This is a genomic window from Pelotomaculum sp. PtaB.Bin117 (assembly GCF_002067195.1).
GTDB classification, from domain to species: Bacteria; Bacillota; Desulfotomaculia; order Desulfotomaculales; family Pelotomaculaceae; genus Pelotomaculum_D; species Pelotomaculum_D terephthalicicum.
This window is the reverse complement of the sequence record NZ_MVQM01000164.1, coordinates 44,291-61,556: the sequence shown is the minus strand read 5'-3', so window position 1 is coordinate 61,556 and position 17,266 is coordinate 44,291. Positions and strand designations below refer to the sequence as shown.

Below are 17,266 nucleotides of genomic sequence, written 5' to 3'. Positions count from 1 at the left end.
TCCACATGCCTTCCCCAATTACTGTAACTTCGTTACGGTTCCTTTTTGTGTCCTTTATCCGCTTCTGTTAGGTGTGGTTTCAAACTTAATACCTCTTTCTAATTTTGAGTGGAAATTTTAATTTCTATAGAATCCACTAGAAAATCTAATAAGAAGTTTTTTTATTAAGACATTAATAATGTAATATGTAAAATTAACCAAGTCAAGGAAATATATTGTTATCATCTGTCGAATATTAGGGGTTGATGTAGAAGTATAAATAGTCGTATATTTACTTTTTTTAAAGGAAAGATTATTTAGAAAAAGAAATGTGGGGGACAGTATGCCCGAAAACCATCCTATTGAAGGATTAATGAAAACGGCCATGGAAAGTATCAGAGAAATGGTGGATGTTAATACGGTTGTTGGCGATCCTGTCGAGGCGCCGGATGGAACAGTAATCATTCCTGTTTCGCGTGTCGCCTGCGGCTTTGTGGCGGGAGGCGGCAATTTTGAATCCGGCCGGGATGCCAAGCAGAGTGAAGGAGATGCGCAAGGACCCGCTTTTGGAGGCGGGAGCGGCGCGGGAGTTTCAGTAAAACCAATTGGTTTTCTGGTCGTCGGCAATGGGCAGGTGAGAATGCTCCCGGTGGACGGGAATATGCTGGCTGATCGTTTAATCGACATGGCGCCGCATTTGCTTTCACAAATTCAGTCGATGTTGGGCTGTGGTGAATCCCAGGTGGAGGTCAAGGCAAATTCTGCTGCCCAACCGGCTTCGTCAACATCTACACAACCATTGCAGTAAACAAAAAACATTTTGTTTTAGGACATAACATTAAAAAACAGCCGTGCCGCTCAAGGCGGCGCCAGCAGAAGATGAGAATTTAATTTACATGGTATAGTGTTAATTGAAAAGGGATGCTTCCTGGCATCCTTTTTACCTGTTAATTACCCGTGCTAAAATAAAATTTTGCCGAAAAGCAGGAAGATGTTGTCTTTACCCCGAAAAGAAGGGCGAAAGAAATGCCGGGGGGAGAAAACTTTTGGAAGACAGAATATACTGGTTGGGATGGCAGTATCTTTTGCCTGGTTCGGGTAAGCGTGTTTGGTCGCTTATCGAATATTTCGGCTCGGTGAAGGCGGCGTGGGAGGCAACCGCTCAAGAGTTGGCGGGAGCACCGGGGGTGGGTGCTGAAGGAGCGGCCGGCTTGGCCCGGCGCAAAGCCGGGCTGGAGCTTGATGAGCTGGCCGCTAAATTATCATCTGCAGGAATCTCCTTCGTTTGCCACAACGAACCCGGTTATCCCGGAAAGTTGCTTTCAATTTATGACCCTCCTCCGGTAATTTTTGTGCGGGGTTTCCTGAAAGCCGCCGATGACCTCGCCGTGGCGGTGGTGGGAGCACGGAAACCCTCATCCTACGGCCAGCTGGTGGCGGAAAAGCTGGCAAGGGATTTGGCCGCCGTAGGGATAACTGTTGTTAGCGGTATGGCCAGAGGGATTGATACCATCGCGCATAAGGGAGCCTTGGCAGGCTGCGGCAGAACTATTGCCGTCCTTGGCTGCGGGCCGGATATAGTTTATCCCAGGGAAAACAAAAGAATTATGGAGCAGATAATGGAAAAAGGAGCCGTAATTAGTGAGTTTCCTCCCGGATCACCGCCTGAAGCCTGGCATTTCCCGGCCCGCAACCGTATTATCAGCGGTTTGTCTCTCGGCACTGTGGTGGTGGAAGCCGGTGAGAGAAGCGGCGCCCTGATTACGGCGGATTTTGCCCTGGAACAGGGCCGCGATGTCATGGCGGTGCCGGGGAATGTGGTCAGTCCCCTGAGCCGGGGACCGCACCGCTTGATTAAACAAGGGGCCAGGCTGGTTGAAGGCGCTGGTGATATCCTTGATGAACTCGGCATGGATAAACTTTTTCCACTCCCGGATTCAGATGGTGAAAGTTTGGTAAAAATGAGTAAGGAGGAAGAAGCGCTGTACCGCTTGCTTTCTCTAGAGCCGGTTTCCCTGGATGAATTGATTAACCAGTCCGGGCTTGTCCCCCAAAAAGTTATGGCGGCTTTAATGTATCTGGAAATAAAAGGTTTGACCAGGCAGTTGCCGGGTAAATTTTATACCCGGACGGGCCGGAATATGTTATAAAAGATTGGTGGGATAGATTAGTTTTTTAAAAATATGCTATAATAGGTGGCAATAAAAGCCAGGTGATATAAAATGAGGTGTGTTGTTTGTCAAAAACTTTGGTAATCGTAGAATCCCCGGCAAAAGCAAAAACGATAAGCAAGTTTCTGGGTAAAAAATATATGGTTAAGGCTTCCATGGGGCATGTGCGCGATTTGCCCAAAAGCCAGTTTGGGGTTGACATATCAAACGGATTCAACCCGAAATATATTACTATACGGGGCAAAGGCAATACTATTAAGGATTTGCGGGCGGCTGAGAAAAAAGCGGACCAGGTGTTGATTGCCTCCGACCCCGACCGGGAAGGGGAAGCCATTGCCTGGCATCTCCAGAACATTCTCGAAATACCTGATAATGAGCCTTGCCGTATTGAGTTTAACGAGATAACCAAGCAAGCCATTCGGAACGCCGTGACGCATCCCAGGGTGATTGACGCCGATCTGGTGAACGCGCAACAAGCCAGACGCATTCTCGACAGACTGGTAGGCTATAATTTAAGTCCGCTGCTATGGCGGAAAGTCAAGAAAGGGCTCAGTGCGGGACGGGTTCAATCGGTGGCCGTCAGGTTGATTTGTGACCGTGAAGAGGAAATAGAATCTTTCGAACCGGAGGAATACTGGACTCTTACCGGTAGTTTTATAAAAACGGGAAACGCCCCTTTTGAAGGGAGATTGTTTCGCTATTTAGGGGAAAAAATTGAAATAGGCAACGAGGAAAAGGTACGGGAAGTCTTGGCAAACCTTAAAGGCGCGGATTATACCGTAACTAAAGTCGCCCGTAAGGAAAAAAACCGCAGGCCCGCGCCGCCTTTTATCACAAGCACCCTTCAGCAAGAGGCGTACCGGAAGCTGAATTTTACTTCAAGGAAAACCATGATGATTGCCCAGCAGCTTTATGAGGGGCTTGATCTCGGGAAGGAAGGAACCTCCGGCCTGGTAACGTATATCCGCACCGACTCTACCAGGGTGTCGGAAACAGCCCGCGGTGAAGCGCATGATTATCTGCGTGAACGGTTCGGGGCAAGTTATGTAGGCAGGTATGCTGCAAAAACAGCGGGAAAAGGCAAGGTCCAGGATGCTCATGAGGCTATTCGTCCGACTTCGATTAACAGGGAGCCGGACTCAATTAAAAGTTTCCTGACTAATGATCAGTATAAGCTCTACAAACTGATCTGGTCCCGTTTTTTGGCCAGCCAGATGAGTCCGGCTGTTTTTGATACAACCAGTATTGAAATAAGCGCCGGGGATTATGTATTCCGGGCCACTGGCTCAATAATAAAATTCCCGGGCTTTATGAAAGTTTATACCGAGAGCAGGGATGATGGAGAAAAAGATGAGGAAAAACTGCTTCCGGAGTTGCGCGAAGGGGAAAGTGTGGAAGCGCGTTCCTTAACGCCAAAACAACATTTCACCCAGCCGCCGCCGCGTTACACGGACGCGACGCTGGTGAAGACCTTGGAGGAAAAAGGCATAGGAAGGCCGAGCACCTATGCTCCCATTGTTGAGACCGTTATTAAGAGAGGTTACGTGGTTAGGGATAAAAAACAGCTTTACCCTACGGAATTGGGCGCGACAGTGGTTGACTTATTAAAGAAACATTTTTTAAATATAATTGACATTGAGTTTACCGCGGGTATGGAAGAGGATCTGGACAGAATTGAAGAAGGCACGGTCAACTGGGTTCAAGTTCTTGACAAGTTCTATACCCCGTTTAATCAGACTCTGCTAAAAGCGGATAAAGAGATTGGCCGTGTTCAGGTGGCAGACCAAGTCACGGATGAAATTTGTGAGCAATGCGGGCGCAATATGGTGATCAAAATGGGCCGTTACGGCAAGTTTTTAGCCTGTCCGGGCTTTCCGGAATGCCGCAGCACAAGGCCGTTGTTAGAACCGACCGGTGTTGGCTGCCCGCGCTGTGAGGGAGAACTGGTTGCCCGGCGCTCAAAAAAAGGGAGAAAGTTCTACGGTTGCAGCCGCTACCCGGAATGTGATTTTACCATCTGGGATCAGCCAGCGAAAGAAAAGTGCCCCGCTTGCGGCGGCTTGATGGTTGAAAAAAAAGGGGCCGGGAACAAAATAAACCTGCGCTGTATAAATGAAAAATGCAGCCATAAGGTTGTCTCAAGTAATAAAGGTAAGAGCAGAGTGAAGAAAAACCCGAAAAACAAAGTAACCGGCAAAGAAATATTGTCGCAATAAGGTATAATTTATTGACGCGGCTGTTCAAGGAAACAAGGGAGGAATAATGGAAGAACGGGTGGTAACCGTTGTCGGAGCAGGTCTGGCCGGAGCCGAGGCAGCCTGGCAATTGGCAAACCGGGGAGTAAGAGTCAGGCTGTATGAAATGAGGCCGGGCAGGCAGACACCTGTGCATCGCACGGGGGATTTTGCGGAACTGGTTTGCAGCAATTCCTTGCGCGCGGCTGCTTTGACAAACGCGGTCGGTCTTTTGAAAGAAGAGATGCGCCTGCTCGATTCTCTCATTATGGAGTGCGCCGGAGAAACAAAAGTACCGGCCGGCGGCGCGCTCGCCGTTGACCGCGATACTTTTGCCGGCCGGGTTACTGAGAAATTGTCCGCGCATCCCATGGTGGAAATTAACCGTGAAGAGATTCTGCGGATTCCTAAAGACGGGGTGGTTATCTTGGCCACCGGGCCGCTCACGGCGGAAGCCATGGCAAGGAGCATTAGAGAGTATACCGGAGAAGAGTATTTGTATTTTTATGACGCTGTCGCTCCAATTGTAACGTATGAATCTTTAAATATGGAGAAGATATTTCGTTCCAGCCGTTATGATAAAGGCGAGGCGGCTTACTTAAACTGCCCGATGAACAAGGAAGAGTATGAAATATTTTGGAATGACCTGGTGCATGCCGCGAAGGCGCCGCGGCATGCATTTGAGCAGGAGAAACATTTTGAAGGATGTATGCCTGTAGAAGCTTTGGCGGCGCGCGGCCAGGAAACTCTTTTATACGGACCGCTCAAACCAGTCGGCTTGACTGACCCGCGCACAGGCAGGAGACCTTATGCGGTTGTACAATTAAGACAGGATAATATTGAAGGAACATTGTTTAATCTGGTAGGTTGCCAGACCGCTCTGAAATGGAACGAGCAGAGCCGGGTTTTCCGGCTAATTCCCGGGCTTGAAAGCGCGGAATTCGCCAGGTTCGGAGTGATGCACAGGAACACGTTTATTAACGCCCCGGTATTGTTGTTGCCTACTTTCCAGTGTAAAAAACGACTGTCCCTTTTTTTCGCCGGCCAAATAACCGGTGTGGAAGGATATGTCGAGTCTGCGGCATCCGGTTTGATGGCAGGGATAAACGCGGCGCTGCTGGTTAGCGGCAGGGAACCGGTTGCTTTCCCGCGGGAGAGCGCGCACGGTTCATTGGCGTATTACATTACTACCGCTGATCCGTCTCATTTTCAGCCGATGAATATCACTTTCGGTCTTTTCCTCAGCCAAAAGGCAAAAATCAAGGATAAAAAAGAGCGCTACCGGTTGATTGCCGAAAAAGCGCTGGAATCTATAAAGAAGTTCAAAGAAGCCGTTGTTTAAAAAGGGATTGCCATGTACAGCTACATTGACAACTTTTTAATTTACTTGAAAACAGAAAAAAATGCCTCTCCGAAAACAGTGGAAAACTACCAGAAAGACTTGTTTCATGGCTTGGAGTTTATTTCTCGTCAGATTAATAAAAAAGATTGCGTTATTCACCCGGCGGACCTGGACCACCGAATTTTTCGCAGCTTCCTTGCTTACTCGCAAAAAAAAGGCCTTTCGCGAGCTACCATTGCCAGGCGCCTGGCGGCCTGGCGGTCGTTTTACCGCTACTTGAAGCGGGAGGAAATAGTTGAGGAAAACCCTGTGGCAAAGCTGTCCAACCCTCGTTTGGATAAGCGCTTGCCTCGTTTTTTGTATGAAAATGAGGCAAAACTGCTGGTAGAAGCGCCTGATTCGGGGAATTCGCTGGGGATGCGTGACCGGGCAATCCTGGAGACCCTGTACGCCGGAGGGTTGCGGATTAACGAACTGGTATCCCTGAATCAAGGTGATCTGGACCTTGGCGCGGGGTACGTCCGGGTAATGGGTAAAAGAGCGCGTGAAAGGCTGGTGCCTTTAGGCTCGCAGGCGGTAAACGCTCTGTCGCGTTACTTAAAGGATGCCCGCCTGCAATTATTGAGTATCGCTTCCGGCAGAAAAACGAAAGGCGCTGAGCAGGCTCACGCTGAAACCATGTTTGCCGCTAAAATACCGTCCTTATCTTTGAATAGTGCTGTTTTTCTTAACCGGTGGGGTGAAAGGCTATCAGAGCGGGGAGTACGTAAAATAGTTGACAAGTATGTAAAAAAGGTCAGTATTGAAAGGAAAATAAGCCCGCACACGCTCCGCCATTCCTTTGCCACTCATTTATTGAACGCCGGGGCGGATCTTCGTTCAGTTCAGGAAATGCTTGGCCATATCAGCCTGTCCAGCACACAGATTTATACACATGTTACGGGTGAGAGATTGAAGCAAGTTTATCGAAAAGCCCATCCCCGGGCGGAGGAGTGAGTTAGCGGTTTGCGGACCGTTGCTTGCATTATTGATTCTTAAGGTGAAGGGAGTATGACAATGTTTCACGCTACGACAATTGTTGCGGTAAAAAAGGATGGGAAAGTAGCAGTCGCCGGTGACGGGCAGGTTACTTTCGGCCAGAATACGGTTATGAAAAAAGGAGCCAGGAAAATAAGGCGACTGTATAAAGATAAAGTCGTGGCCGGATTTGCCGGTTCCGTTGCGGATGCCTTTACCTTGTTTGAAAAGTTCGAGGGGAGGCTGGAGGAATACCACGGCAACTTGCAGCGGGCGGCAGTTGAATTGGCGAAGGAGTGGCGTACTGATAAGATTTTGCGTCGTCTGGAAGCGCTTTTGATTGTGGCCGGCAAGGAAGATTTGTTGATCATATCCGGAGGGGGCGAGGTAATCGAACCTGACGACGGTGTGGCGGCTATCGGTTCCGGAGGTCCATACGCGTTGGCGGCGGCGCGCGCTCTGCTCAGGCACACTCAGCTGAACGCCGGCGAAGTTGCCGGGGAGGCGCTGGCCATAGCCGCGGAAATATGTGTGTATACCAATGACAATATCATTGTTGAAGAAGTATAATGTGTCTCGTAATAACTTAGGAGTCAGGAGTCAGAATGTGGGATGGTTTATCGTCTAGAAGCATACTGAATACCTGAATAGTAATTATGTTTTATAAATATTCTAACGTCATATTCTAACGTCAGATATCTGGCATCAGACGACCGATATGGGAGGTTAAGAAATGGAAGAGCTAACACCGCGGCGCATTGTTGAAGAACTTGACAGATATATCGTTGGTCAGGGAAAGGCTAAAAAAGCTGTTGCCGTGGCCTTGCGCAACCGCTACCGGCGCAAAAAGTTGCCTGAAGATTTCAGGGATGAAGTAATCCCGAAAAATATCTTAATGATCGGTCCGACCGGCGTTGGCAAGACCGAAATAGCCCGCCGCCTGGCCAAGCTGGTAAAGGCTCCTTTCGTCAAAGTGGAAGCGACGAAGTTTACCGAGGTAGGATATGTCGGCAGGGATGTTGAGAGCATGATCAGGGACCTTGTGGAAACGGCGATCAGAATGGTCAAGCAGGATAAACTGGTGGAAGTAGAGAGTAAAGCTATGAAGATCGCCGAAGAGAAAATAATTGAACTGCTGGCGCCGTATCCGGTACCGGAATCTCCGCCGCGCAATCCTCTGGAAATGCTTTTTGGCGCCGCAAAACCTAATGAACAGAGCGACACCCCCCAGGACCAAAAGTTCAAACGGATCGATTTTGAAAGAGACATGTTGAAGGAAAAGCTGGCAAAAGGCCAACTGGAAAATGAAATCGTGCAGATTGAAGTCGAGGATAACAAACCTCCTATGGTGGAGGTATTTACCGGTTCGGGCATGGAGGAAATGGGTGTTAATATTCAGGATATGCTCGGTGGTTTTTTGCCGAAGAAAAAACGCAAGCGTAAAGTAACCGTGGGGGACGCCAGAAAGATCCTGGTGCAGCAGGAAGCACAAAGATTGATTGACATGGATGAAGTTACGTCAGAATCAATAAGACGGGTAGAAGAAGATGGTATCGTTTTCCTGGACGAGATTGATAAAATCGCCGGACGGGAAGGATATGGCCCGGATGTATCCAGAGGCGGAGTGCAGCGTGATATCCTGCCGATTGTTGAAGGCTCAACTGTTGTAACAAAGTACGGTCCGGTTAAAACCGACCACATTTTATTTATTGCCGCAGGGGCCTTTCATATTTCCAAGCCGTCAGATTTGATTCCGGAACTTCAGGGACGTTTCCCGATCCGTGTTGAACTTGAGAACCTCACCTGTGAGGATTTTCAACAGATTTTGACAGAGCCCAGGAACGCGCTGATTAAGCAGTATACCGAATTATTGGCCACAGAAGGATTGTCGGTTAAATTTTCAAAAAATTCACTTGAAGAAATCGCAAAAATAGCTTATACTGTTAATGAACAAACAGAGAATATTGGAGCTCGCCGCTTGCATACAATCTTGGAAAAGCTTTTGGAAGATCTGTCTTTTGAAGCGCCTGAGCTCAGTAATAAAATAATTGAAATAGGTCGTGAACAAGTTGTAGAAAAATTGGTTGATGTGGTTAAGAATGAGGATTTGAGTCGGTATATTTTATAAGGAGGACATAACGACAAGGATGCATAACTTGCTCGCGAAGACACGCGCTATCAATAAACTGGTTTTGAAATCGGTAGGACACGCTGTAGATTTTAATATAGTTTCCAGTATTCTTAGTAAGAATATTGAAGCAAGTATTTATATACTTGATCAGCGTGGCAAAGTTTTGGGATATTCTTATCTTAAAGGCTGGGTTTGTGACATTATGAGAGAGATTGTGGAAGGCCGCGGTGGGTTTCCCGAAGAGTATAATGAGAATTTAATGAAAATAAATGAAACCTCCGCTAACTTCAGCCAGGTTGGCAACGCATGTGTTTTTAATCAAAAACAACCATGTCGTTTTAACAATAAAATCACTACTATGGTGCCAATCGCCGGACCTGGTTCCCGTCTCGGCACTCTGGTACTGGCTAGATTCGGCAGCCACTTTACTGATGAGGACCTTATTTTAGGGGAGTACGCGGCAACGGTGGTAGCTTTGGAAATACTCCGTTCGCGGGCTAAAAAAATTGAGGAGGATGCCCGTAGTCGCGCGGCTGTGCAAATAGCCCTGGCCACCTTGTCATATTCCGAGTTGGACGCCATCCAGAATATTTTCGAGCAGCTCGGCGGTGATGAAGGATTGCTGGTAGCCAGCAAAATAGCCGATCGGGTAGGCATCACCAGATCTGTTATAGTAAATGCCTTGCGCAAATTTGAAAGTGCGGGTGTTATCGAATCTAAGTCTCTTGGCATGAAAGGCACATATATCCATGTTTTAAATGAACACTTATTGGAGGAACTGGAAAAACTCAGCACTGCGAAAAATAAGGGAATGTAATCCTGATGTGTTTAAAATATTGCCGCCCCGGCTTGCACCGGGGTGTTTTTTATGGTAGAATACGGCTTAGTGTGAATTACACACGTTACTGGATTCAGGTAAGGGTGCCCAGGTTAGGGACTTACCGGAGATGAAGGCAGCGGAGGAACAAACCATAGCGGGGGGAGGTGTTTATCAGATGGGTGTAATATCTATGAAGCAGCTATTGGAGGCAGGTGTTCACTTCGGACATCAAACAAGACGCTGGAATCCTAAAATGGCTCCTTATATTTTTACAGATCGTAATGGCATCTATATCATAGATTTACAGAAAACGGTCAAGAAAGTGGAAGATGCTTATAATTTTGTCAAACAGCTTTCCCTTGAAGGTGATTCTATTCTTTTTGTCGGCACGAAAAAGCAGGCCCAGGAGTCGGTGCGGGAAGAAGCAGAACGTTGCGGTATGTTTTATGTGAATCAGCGCTGGCTTGGAGGTATGCTCACTAATTTCCAGACTATCAGACGCAGGATTGACCGCCTGCATGAACTGGAAAACATGGAAGCAAACGGGACAATGGAAGTTCTTCCAAAGAAAGAAGTAGCCCAATTAATGCATGAGAAGGAAAAATTACAAAAATTTTTAGGCGGCATTAAAGATATGCGACGGCTGCCGGGAGCGTTGTTCGTCGTAGACCCCCGCAAAGAGCGTATTGCCGTTGCGGAAGCGCGCAAGCTGGGCATCCCTATTGTGGCCATTGTAGATACCAACTGCGACCCTGATGAGGTGAATTATATTATCCCGGGAAACGATGATGCAATCAGGGCGGTTCGCCTCTTAACAGGTAAAATGGCGGAGGCTGTTCTCGAAGGCAAGCAGGGAGAACAATTAGCGGAATAAGCTATATCCAGGCGGGGGCTGTTTTTTCGGGAAACCCCTGCCTTCTTTCTTCCATAAAAGTTCTTATTTGAATGTTTTAAGGGTAATTTTGGATATAATATATAAGTATGAATAGATGTTAACAAAGGAGGAGCTTTACTATGTCTGCTATATCGGCCAGTTTGGTTAAAGAACTGCGGGAGCGCACCGGAGCGGGGATGATGGACTGTAAAAAAGCCCTTAGTGAAAATAATGGTGATATTGAAAAAGCTGCCGATTATCTTAGGGAAAAAGGATTGGCGGCCGCAGCAAAGAAAGCCGGCCGGATTGCCGCGGAAGGTTTGATTGAATCTTACATACATGGAGCCGGACGAATCGGTGTAATGGTAGAGGTGAATTGCGAAACTGATTTTGTGGCTAAAACTGATGAATTCAAAGCTTTTGTCAGGGAGATAGCAATGCAGATTGCTGCCGCAAAGCCCGAATACGTTAATAAGGAGGACGTACCGGCGGAGATAGTGGATAAAGAACGTTCTATACTGCGTGCCCAGGCGCTGAACGAAGGCAAGCCGGAGAAAATAGTTGACAAAATGGTGACGGGCCGTATAGAAAAATACTATAAAGAAGTATGTTTAATGGAACAGCCTTTTATCAAGGATCCGGATATTACCGTTAAACAAATGCTGACAGAAAAGATTGCGAAAATTGGTGAAAATATTAATATCAGACGTTTTACCCGCTATGAGTTGGGCGAGGGAATTCAGAAAAGGCAGAATGATCTCGCCGCTGAAGTTGAGGCAGCTACACGTAATATAGGAAAATAATTTATTATAAGAGGATGATTTTTTATCCAAATAAATGCGTTAAATGGAGGCTTGCCTTGTATGGTATCACCGAAGTACTGGCGCATAGTATTAAAGCTAAGCGGGGAAGCTCTGGCCGGCTCTTTGGGTTATGGTATAGATCCTGATGTGGTGAATACTATCGCCAGACAGGTTAAAGAAGTAATGGAATCCAGGGTGCAATTGGCGGTGGTGGTAGGGGCAGGAAATTTCTGGCGCGGGATTGCCGGCAGCGCCAAGGGTATGGACCGGGCAACGGCTGATTACATGGGAATGCTGGCTACGGTGATGAATTCCCTTGCCTTGCAAGACGCTCTGCAAAAGCATGGGGTCGACACACGCACTCAGACTGCTATCGAAATGAGAGCGGTGGCCGAACCCTATATCAGGCGCCGCGCAATCAGACACATGGAGAAAGGCAGAGTGGTAATTTTTGCCGCTGGTACCGGCAACCCGTATTTTTCCACCGATACAACCGCAGCCTTGCGGGCGGCTGAAATTGAGGCGCAGGTTATTTTGATGGCGAAGCAAGTGGACGGCGTTTATGATGCTGACCCGCTGAAAAACCCGGATGCAAAAAGATTCAAAGAACTTTCCTATATCGAAATGATCAACCGTGGCCTTGGTGTTATGGATTCCACTGCGGCTTCGTTGTGCATGGATAACAAGATACCGTTAATTGTTTTTAATTTAAACAAAGAAGGAAACATAAAAAAAGCGATCCTTGGAGAAAAAATAGGAACTTATATCGGGGGTGAGTTTAATGGCAAAAGAGATTGTTAGTGAATCCGAAAGCAGCATGAAAAAAACCGTTGAGGTAGTAAAGAAAGAATTTGCCTCTTTGCGGGCAGGTCGTGCCACACCAGCGCTATTGGATAAGGTTATGGTCAACTATTACGGTACACCGACACCTATCAACCAACTCGCTAATATTTCAGTGCCAGAAGCCAGACTCCTGGTAATTCAGCCATGGGATAAAAACTCTTTGCCCGAAATTGAGCGGTCTATCATGAAATCCGATCTAGGCATTCCGCCTACCAGTGACGGCACGGTAATCAGGCTTGCCATACCTCAGCTGACCCAGGAAAGGCGGGCTGATTTGATGAAGGTTATTAAGAAAAAAGCGGAAGAAGGCCGGGTGGCGGTGCGAAACATTCGCCGCGACACCAATGAACAACTTAAAGCGGCGCAAAAAGAGGGCAAGTTGTCTGAAGATGAATTAAAACGCCGCCAGGATGAAGTCCAGAAAATAACCGATCGTTTTGTAAAAGAAATTGACCAGCTTTTGTCAACAAAAGAACAGGAGATAATGCAGGTTTAGATGAACGGTCGCCTTGATCTCGTTGGTCTTCCTTTAGACGATGCTCTTGAACGTTGCAAGGAACTGGGGCTGGCTGTCGATGTTTTAATCACCCGCCCTGTTCGAGGGTGGATATCTAGTGACAGACTGCGTGTTGTGCGATATAATTTTGTTGTTTCAGGTGAAGTAGTGCTGACTGCAGTCTTCGAATATGCAAAGAAAGGAGGTAGTGAGGGTGGCTTACAAGATAACTGATGAATGCGTGGCATGTGGTACATGCTTGGATTCCTGCCCGAATGAGGCAATTATTGAAGAAGATGATGCTTGTAAAATCGATCCGGAAAAGTGTGAGAATTGTGGTGTCTGCATAGACGCCTGTCCTACTGGAGCTATTATTGAAGAGTAATGGACCAGCCCCCTCACCTATACGAGGGGGTTGTTTATATGGTAAAATATGTACAACCGGCGATTCTGGAGGGCTTTATTGCTATGATTAATCGAATTGTCAACTTTTGGCGTAAGAGAGAGTCTGATGAATCAGGGCTGGAAGTGCAGGACTTGCTAAAAATTATTGATAAAAAAAGATTGCCCAAGCATATTGCTATTATCATGGATGGAAATGGACGCTGGGCGCAAAGGCAAGGGCTGCTGCGCACCGCCGGTCACAGAGCGGGAGCGGAGACCCTCAGGGATATAGTTGAATTGTGCTGTGAATTGGGAATCCAGGTGTTGACTATATATGCGTTTTCTACGGAAAACTGGAAGAGACCCCGGGAAGAAGTAATTATTCTGATGGATTTACTGGTGGAGTATCTTAATAAGGAAAAGAAAGAACTTAATAAGAAAGGAGTGCGTGTCAACCCGATCGGCAGGTTGAATGAATTGCCGCAACCGGCCAGGGATGCCCTGGCTGATGCTGTGAAATTAACCTGTGAAAATAACAGGCTTATATTAAACATCGCCTTGAATTACGGGGGACGCACAGAAATTATCGACGCCATCCGGGCAATCGCCACCGGTATAGAAACAGGTCGTTATAAAGCCAGTCAAATTGACGCGGATTTGCTCTCAGACCACTTGTATACTGCCGGCCAGCCTGAGCCCGATCTTTTAATCCGGCCTTCCGGGGATTACCGGATAAGCAATTTTTTATTATGGCAGATGGCTTATACCGAATTTTGGTTTACTTCCACATTATGGCCCGAATTCCGGCGCTATCACTTGCTGTGCGCCCTGGTTGACTATCAGCGGCGGGAGCGCCGTTTTGGCGGTTTAAAACAGAATGTTTAACATATATAAAACAGCCTGACAGGTTGGTGAAGCCGTGCTCCTGCAGAGAATTATTAGCGCCTTAGTGGGTGTGCCCTTGATTGTCCTGGCTGTTTGGCAGGCAGGCATACCATTGTTGCTGTTAACTGGAATAATTGTTTTTCTCGGGTTGAGAGAAATGTCGGAGATGCTTTCCCGATTGGGGATAAAACCGTCATTCTGGCTGGCCCAGGCCGGAGGTTTAATATTGCTCGGCGGCGCATATCTTTATCATGACGGCTATCCTGGTCCTACCATTACTATCATTTTATTCCTGGAGCTTATCGCGATAGTGGCTTTTTACCCGCGTTATTCACTGCTGGACATTGCGGGTACTCTGATGGGAACGCTTTATGTGGGCTTGATGTGCTATTTTTATCTTATTAGTACCCTTCCCGACGGGGGGACCTGGCTTATTTTTATGTTTGCCTGTACGTGGGCCAGCGATACTTTTGCTTTTTTTATCGGAAAAGCTTTCGGCAGAAAGCGAATCGCTCCGGTGATAAGCCCTAAAAAAACTCTGGAGGGAGCCTCCGGCGGTCTTCTGGGAAGTGTTATTATCGCTTATTTGTTTGGAATTGTTTATCCGTTTTTACCTTTACCCAAGCTGCTGTTATTAGGTTTTATGCTGGGAATTGCCGCCGGTGTGGGTGATTTGCTTGAGTCGGCGTTTAAAAGGCAGGCCGGCCTGAAAGACTCCAGCGCTTTAATTCCGGGTCATGGCGGCATACTTGACCGATTTGACAGCGCCCTGTTTACCGCTCCTTTGGTATATTATTTCGTACGACTATTTATTATTGGCTGAGGTGGCCTGTAAATGCCCAAAAAACTAGTTATGCTAATTTATGCGATAATAATTGCGTTAATCGTTATGATTGCTGTTAAGTATATATTGCCGGTGCTGGTGCCGTTTATAATCGCGCTGGTTTTTAGCATTATTATGGAGCCGATAATTGTGGCTTTACAGCACAAGGGGAGGCTGCCCCGCGGCGTTTCCACTTTTATTGCCATGCTTATCGTCTTTGGGGGAATTGGTGTTATCTTTACGGTAGTAACCTTGAAACTTGTTGCGGAGTTGGTTCAGCTTTCAGTTTCCCTACCCGGAATTGCAGCGGATTTAAGGGTTTATTTTCAAGATTTAATCGAAAAGGCGACGACGTTTTATGTGAATCTGCCACCATATGTTACTTCTTCACTTGAACAAAATATTAACAGTATTGCCGCGAACATCGAAGGTTTTATCACTCGGGTTGTCAATTCAATACTGCAGTATATTTCATTGGTACCCGGCACTCTCACTGTCTTGTTGGTGAGCGGGCTGGCCACATATTTTTTAGCCCGGGACCGCCATTTGATTGTTCAGTTATTGCTGCGTTTCGTTCCGGAACCGTGGGGTGAAAAGTCTGTTGAGGTTATGCGGGAAATATCAGCGGCCTTTTTAGGCTACTTGCGTGCTCAAGCCATTCTTATATCTATGACTGCTATAATTAGTATTACAGGTTTGTACATAATCGGCGCAAAATATGCCCTGACCATGGGGCTTTTGATAGGCTTTTTTGATCTGATCCCTGTTCTCGGACCGGCGGGTATTTACCTGCCCTGGCTAGCATGGTCCTTTGCCTCCGGTGATACGGGTTTTGGAATCAAACTGGCAATTTTATACGCCGTAGTAGTATTGATAAGACAGATATTTGAAACAAAAATCGTTTCGGCAAGTCTTGGTTTGCATCCATTAGCGACTCTAGTGGCAATGTATGCCGGATTAAAGTTGATGGGTGTTTTGGGTTTGGTGCTTGGCCCGGTCTTGCTTATTGGCGTACAGGCCGCGCTAAAATCGGGCATTTTAAATATCAAAACAAAATAAGCATAACTTATTCAGTAGCCAGTAGCCAGAATAAGAGAACAGTGTATTGTCTTTGAATTATTCTGAGTGCTGACTACTGAACACCAGATATTAACTACTAAGGAGTCAGAAGTCAGCATTCAGGGGTCAGAATAAAAAAACAGCTTATCGTTTTTTGAAATCTTTAAATTCTGATTACTGACTACTGCATTCTGAGTACTTGAATATTATTATTGGAGTCTGACATGAAAAGAGTTGTTATCCTGGGCAGCACAGGGTCAATTGGCCGGCAGGCACTTGAAGTTATCCGTCAGTTGCCTGACCGGTTTAAAGTAGTAGGTTTGGCGGCGGGTAAGCACTGGCAGCTCCTTGCCGGGCAAATCAGAGAGTTCCGGCCGGATGCCGTTGTATTGGAAAGAGAACAAGAGCTTAATAATTTACGCGATGAGCTCGTTTGGAGCGGGATTCCGGATTTGGCCTGGGGAAGGTCCGGGCTGGAAAACCTGGCCATGCTGCCGCAAGCTGACATCGTCCTGGTTGCGGTTACCGGGGCGCTTGGTATATATCCGACTATTGCCGCGATTAGCGCAGGCAAGGATGTCGCATTGGCTAACAAGGAAACCTTGGTGGCTGCCGGACATCTGGTTATAGAGTTGGCTGCGCAAAAGAAGTCGGCTTTGTTGCCGGTTGACAGCGAACATTCAGCGATTTGGCAGTGTCTTAACGGTCAAGAGCGAGGGGCTGTGGAAAAAATTATTTTAACAGCTTCGGGCGGACCGTTTCGTAATTTCAGTAAAGAACAGCTGGATAATGTAACTGTTGATATGGCGCTTTCTCATCCAAACTGGCAAATGGGCAATAAAATTACTATTGATTCAGCCACTTTAATGAATAAAGGGCTCGAGATTATTGAAGCAAAATGGTTATTTGGGGTAAGCTACGAACAAATAGAAGTGGTTATACATCCTCAGAGCATTATTCATTCAGCAGTTGAATTTTCGGACGGGTCGGTTATAGCCCAGATGGGGCAGCCGGATATGCGGCTGCCTATACAGTACGCCCTGACTTATCCGGAGCGACTGCCGGGCTGTTGTTCCAGGCTTAAATTGACTCGTTTGCAAGAATTGACTTTTGAAGAGCCGGATATAGAGAGGTTCCCTTCCTTAAAGCTTGCCTTTGAGGCCGGGAAAACAGGGGGGACCTTGCCCGCTGTGCTTAATGCCGCCAACGAGGTAGCTGTCAATTCTTTTTTGGAAAAAAGAATTCCTTTCCAGGCAATTCCCTTTATCGTGGGTGAAGTGATGGAAAAGCATCTGACGGCAAAACAGCCTGGTTTGGAAGAAATTATGGAGGCTGACTCTTGGGCCAGGGAAACTGGGGCCGCATTAATCAGAACCTTGTAACCGCTCAGTGGTCATGAGTCAGA

17 protein-coding genes are annotated in these 17,266 nt (G+C 47.0%); all 17 read left to right on the top strand.

From position 1 onward, the window contains the following. Nucleotides 1–322: 322 nt before the first annotated feature. Nucleotides 323–787, top strand: coding sequence for a GerW family sporulation protein (gene ytfJ, locus A4E54_RS12690; RefSeq protein ID WP_240083020.1), 465 nt, complete (start codon nucleotides 323–325; stop codon nucleotides 785–787). 238 nt (nucleotides 788–1,025) lie between these two features. Then, the gene (gene dprA / locus A4E54_RS12685; protein ID WP_240083019.1) at nucleotides 1,026–2,129 is read left to right on the top strand and encodes a DNA-processing protein DprA; all 1,104 of its coding nucleotides are present in this window, start codon (nucleotides 1,026–1,028) and stop codon (nucleotides 2,127–2,129) included. Nucleotides 2,130–2,215: 86 nt separating this feature from the next. Then, nucleotides 2,216–4,366 (top strand): type I DNA topoisomerase, encoded by a 2,151-nt coding sequence (gene topA / locus A4E54_RS12680; RefSeq protein ID WP_240083018.1) that lies wholly within the window; start codon nucleotides 2,216–2,218, stop codon nucleotides 4,364–4,366. Nucleotides 4,367–4,412: 46 nt separating this feature from the next. Beyond that, nucleotides 4,413–5,726, top strand: coding sequence for a methylenetetrahydrofolate--tRNA-(uracil(54)-C(5))-methyltransferase (FADH(2)-oxidizing) TrmFO (trmFO, locus tag A4E54_RS12675; protein WP_240083017.1), 1,314 nt, complete (start codon nucleotides 4,413–4,415; stop codon nucleotides 5,724–5,726). A 12-nt stretch (nucleotides 5,727–5,738) separates the two neighbouring features. Further along, nucleotides 5,739–6,722, top strand: coding sequence for a tyrosine recombinase XerC (gene xerC, locus A4E54_RS12670; protein WP_240083016.1), 984 nt, complete (start codon nucleotides 5,739–5,741; stop codon nucleotides 6,720–6,722). A gap of 60 nt (nucleotides 6,723–6,782) precedes the next feature. Further along, nucleotides 6,783–7,313 carry an ATP-dependent protease subunit HslV gene (gene hslV / locus A4E54_RS12665; protein ID WP_282442313.1) on the top strand — a complete coding sequence of 177 codons (531 nt, stop codon included), beginning with the start codon at nucleotides 6,783–6,785 and terminating at the stop codon, nucleotides 7,311–7,313. A 163-nt stretch (nucleotides 7,314–7,476) separates the two neighbouring features. Beyond that, on the top strand, nucleotides 7,477–8,871 hold the full coding sequence (hslU, locus tag A4E54_RS12660) for an ATP-dependent protease ATPase subunit HslU (RefSeq protein ID WP_240083014.1): 1,395 nt from the start codon (nucleotides 7,477–7,479) through the stop codon (nucleotides 8,869–8,871). Nucleotides 8,872–8,890: 19 nt separating this feature from the next. After that, nucleotides 8,891–9,691 (top strand): GTP-sensing pleiotropic transcriptional regulator CodY, encoded by an 801-nt coding sequence (gene codY / locus A4E54_RS12655; RefSeq protein WP_240083013.1) that lies wholly within the window; start codon nucleotides 8,891–8,893, stop codon nucleotides 9,689–9,691. A gap of 178 nt (nucleotides 9,692–9,869) precedes the next feature. Next, the gene (rpsB, locus tag A4E54_RS12650) at nucleotides 9,870–10,568 is read left to right on the top strand and encodes a 30S ribosomal protein S2 (RefSeq protein ID WP_240083012.1); all 699 of its coding nucleotides are present in this window, start codon (nucleotides 9,870–9,872) and stop codon (nucleotides 10,566–10,568) included. 140 nt (nucleotides 10,569–10,708) lie between these two features. Beyond that, nucleotides 10,709–11,371 carry a translation elongation factor Ts gene (gene tsf / locus A4E54_RS12645; protein WP_240083011.1) on the top strand — a complete coding sequence of 221 codons (663 nt, stop codon included), beginning with the start codon at nucleotides 10,709–10,711 and terminating at the stop codon, nucleotides 11,369–11,371. Nucleotides 11,372–11,431: 60 nt separating this feature from the next. Next, a complete protein-coding gene (gene pyrH, locus A4E54_RS12640) occupies nucleotides 11,432–12,172 on the top strand; it encodes a UMP kinase (protein ID WP_240083010.1) in 741 nt (246 codons plus the stop codon). Beyond that, complete coding sequence (frr, locus tag A4E54_RS12635) at nucleotides 12,153–12,710, top strand: ribosome recycling factor (RefSeq protein WP_240083009.1); 558 nt, start codon at nucleotides 12,153–12,155, stop codon at nucleotides 12,708–12,710. The genes pyrH and frr overlap by 20 nt, the downstream gene beginning before the upstream one ends. Before the next feature lie 214 nt (nucleotides 12,711–12,924). Then, entirely contained in the window at nucleotides 12,925–13,095 is a 171-nt protein-coding gene (gene fdxA, locus A4E54_RS12630) for a 4Fe-4S ferredoxin (RefSeq protein WP_240083007.1), read from the top strand. Between the two features lie 83 nt (nucleotides 13,096–13,178). Further along, nucleotides 13,179–13,979 carry an undecaprenyl pyrophosphate synthase gene (gene uppS, locus A4E54_RS12625; protein ID WP_240083072.1) on the top strand — a complete coding sequence of 267 codons (801 nt, stop codon included), beginning with the start codon at nucleotides 13,179–13,181 and terminating at the stop codon, nucleotides 13,977–13,979. A 34-nt stretch (nucleotides 13,980–14,013) separates the two neighbouring features. Continuing rightward, complete coding sequence (locus tag A4E54_RS12620; protein WP_240083006.1) at nucleotides 14,014–14,802, top strand: phosphatidate cytidylyltransferase; 789 nt, start codon at nucleotides 14,014–14,016, stop codon at nucleotides 14,800–14,802. Between the two features lie 12 nt (nucleotides 14,803–14,814). Beyond that, nucleotides 14,815–15,861, top strand: coding sequence for a sporulation integral membrane protein YtvI (gene ytvI, locus A4E54_RS12615; protein ID WP_240083005.1), 1,047 nt, complete (start codon nucleotides 14,815–14,817; stop codon nucleotides 15,859–15,861). 224 nt (nucleotides 15,862–16,085) lie between these two features. Further along, complete coding sequence (locus A4E54_RS12610; RefSeq protein WP_240083004.1) at nucleotides 16,086–17,243, top strand: 1-deoxy-D-xylulose-5-phosphate reductoisomerase; 1,158 nt, start codon at nucleotides 16,086–16,088, stop codon at nucleotides 17,241–17,243. The last annotated feature ends 23 nt before the right edge of the window (nucleotides 17,244–17,266 follow it).